This window comes from Thalassospira sp. UBA1131 (genome assembly GCF_002311515.1).
Classification (GTDB): domain Bacteria; phylum Pseudomonadota; class Alphaproteobacteria; order Rhodospirillales; family Thalassospiraceae; genus Thalassospira.
Window position 1 is genome coordinate 2,083 of the sequence record NZ_DCAO01000092.1, and the last position, 2,191, is coordinate 4,273.

Annotated in this window: 2 protein-coding genes and 1 tRNA gene; all 3 read left to right on the forward strand. The window is 54.2% G+C overall.

Translation table 11 applies throughout. The annotated features are described in order from the left end of the window. Positions 1 to 1,371 (forward strand): adenylate/guanylate cyclase domain-containing protein (locus tag B3Z49_RS14065; protein ID WP_296992003.1); only part of this gene is annotated, 1,371 nt, incomplete at its 5' end. Between the two features lie 150 nt (positions 1,372 to 1,521). Then, positions 1,522 to 1,598 (forward strand) — tRNA-Arg (locus B3Z49_RS14070). A 115-nt stretch (positions 1,599 to 1,713) separates the two neighbouring features. Beyond that, positions 1,714 to 2,190: a hypothetical protein gene (locus B3Z49_RS14075; protein ID WP_296992005.1), complete on the forward strand. Its 477-nt coding sequence runs from the start codon at positions 1,714 to 1,716 to the stop codon at positions 2,188 to 2,190. The last annotated feature ends 1 nt before the right edge of the window (position 2,191 follow it).

The following is a 2,191-nucleotide window of genomic DNA, read 5'->3' on the forward strand; positions in this document are numbered from 1 at the left end:
GTGCTGTTTGATCTTGATGTGCGCATGCGGGAATTTGCCGATGTATCGGCACAGTTTTCCTTGGGCGTTGAACGCCTGCTTGATCAGGTGCGGGCAGGAAACCTTGCAGATGCCCGGTCACAGGAAAACACTGTGCGCGGCCTGCATCGGATTATTGTGCTGAACCTGCGCAACGAAATCCGGCTTCTTGAAGATTACGCGGCACAGACGGTTGAGAACGTTTCCAAGCGCGAAGATTTCCTGATTCAGGCCGAATTCATCATGATGCTGGCGGCCGTCATTATCGGTATTTCGCTGGCCTATTATATGGCGCATGCGGTGGTGGTTGCCGTGCGCAAAACCACGAGTGCATTGAATTCCATTCAGTCGGGCAAGCTTGATACCAAGCTTGAATTCAGCTCCAAGGGTGATTTTGGCCGGTTGGCCGATGCCTTTAACCGCATGACGCGCGAACTCCGCGTGCGGTTCCGCATGCGCGAAAGGTTTGGCAAATATGTCGATCCGAAAGTCATCAATAATCTGATCAATCAGGAAACCGCGCTTGAAAACTCGGAAAAGCGCGTGATGACCGTCAGTGTCGTCAACCTGACCGGGTTTGACTGGCTGGCGGAACATACGCCGCCAGAAAAGCTTGTTGATTTCCTGAATGATTATCTCACCGCGATGACCGAACCGATTGCCAATCAAAGCGGCATTATCGACAACTTTGTTGGCGACCGTGTGATCGGCTTCTGGGGCCCGCCCTTCTGCGGCGAAGGGGCCCATGCCAAACATGCCTGTCAGGCCGCCCTTGAACAGGTTGCGCGCTTTAACGCGCTTAAGACCAAATATGCCGAGCTGATCGGCGATCATGGCCTTGAAATCCGCGTTGGCATTGCGACCGGCGAGGTGGTTGTGGGTTCCATCGGCACAGACAAATCACGCGCCTATACCGTGGTTGGCGATTGCGTGAACTATGCCAACCGTCTGGAAAAGGCCAATCGGGTCTATGGCACACAAATTCTGGCATCGCACGAAACGGCCAGCATGGCGTCGGGTGAGGTCGAAATGCGCGACCTTGATCATGTGGTGCTACTCGGTACTGAAAAGGTTGTCTTCCTTTACGAAGTGCTGGCGCAGGGCGGGCAGCTTTCCGAAGAACGGCGTGAATGGCGCAGCAAGTACGAAACCGCCATGGCGCATTATCGCGATGGCAATTTTGACGCGGCGCGACCGCTCTATGAAGAAGTCATTGCATTTGATGACAGCGACTTTGCCGCTCAGCTGATGATGAACCGCATGGAACGCCTTGAGCGGCGCGAACAGGACCGCGAATGGGATGGCACCTGGGTGGTCCGTGACCCGTATGAACGTCGCGATGTCGAAAGCTGATTGCAGCCACAACCTGCCAAGGTTACCTTAACCGGGATCGGGGATGATGGAGCGGGGATCGGGGTTCGAAAACCCTTGCCCGTTCAGGCCAAAACCTGTATCACCCAAACCGCTCGGGCCACACATTCCAGTCACGGCCCCACATATTGCGCACCCGTAGCTCAGCTGGATAGAGCGTTGCCCTCCGAAGGCAAAGGCCACAGGTTCGAATCCTGTCGGGTGCGCCAATTTTTTCCCAAAATTGCTTTGTCAGTTGGAATCCGTGGATAGTGCGCGTAAGGATGATTTTTTACCGTGCTGAAACCGGCAGGGGTGCGTTTTTGCATTTGTTGGGGCGAACCAATGACAAAGCTGTTTTTCCTTTTCACCATTCATCCGGTTTCGTTGGCGATCTGGACCTTTGTTGTCATGGCGATGGTGGTGATGACCGGCTGGGCACACCTTGCCACGCTGACCTTTGCGTTTGAGGCCGGCATATTCGATGCCGATGTGACGCTTGAAGAAGATGTCGCCGTCATTCTGGTTGCCTTTGGCGTGTTCCTTGAGATGCGTGAAATGTTGGCGAAACGAGCTTATGGCGAAGAGATTGCCGAGAAACAGCATGATCTCAACGAACTTTCAGAGCGTTATGGCGCCTACCTGCTCATCATCGGGCTGTTTATGGAAATCAACGACCAGTGCTTCGAGCCACTGCTTGAAAATACCGGGTTTGCCGCGATTGGCGTATCGACCATGGCTTTGTTTGACGTGATCGCGCTTGTTGTGGGCTTGGGTTATCTCAGCAAACTGTTCGTTCCGACCCGTTCTGTCGCCGCCTGAT

Excerpts from the sequence above, each read along its gene's own strand:
- B3Z49_RS14075 (WP_296992005.1), top strand. The coding sequence starts at position 1,714 with ATGACAAAGCTGTTTTTCCTTTTCACCATTCATCCGGTTTCGTTGGCG.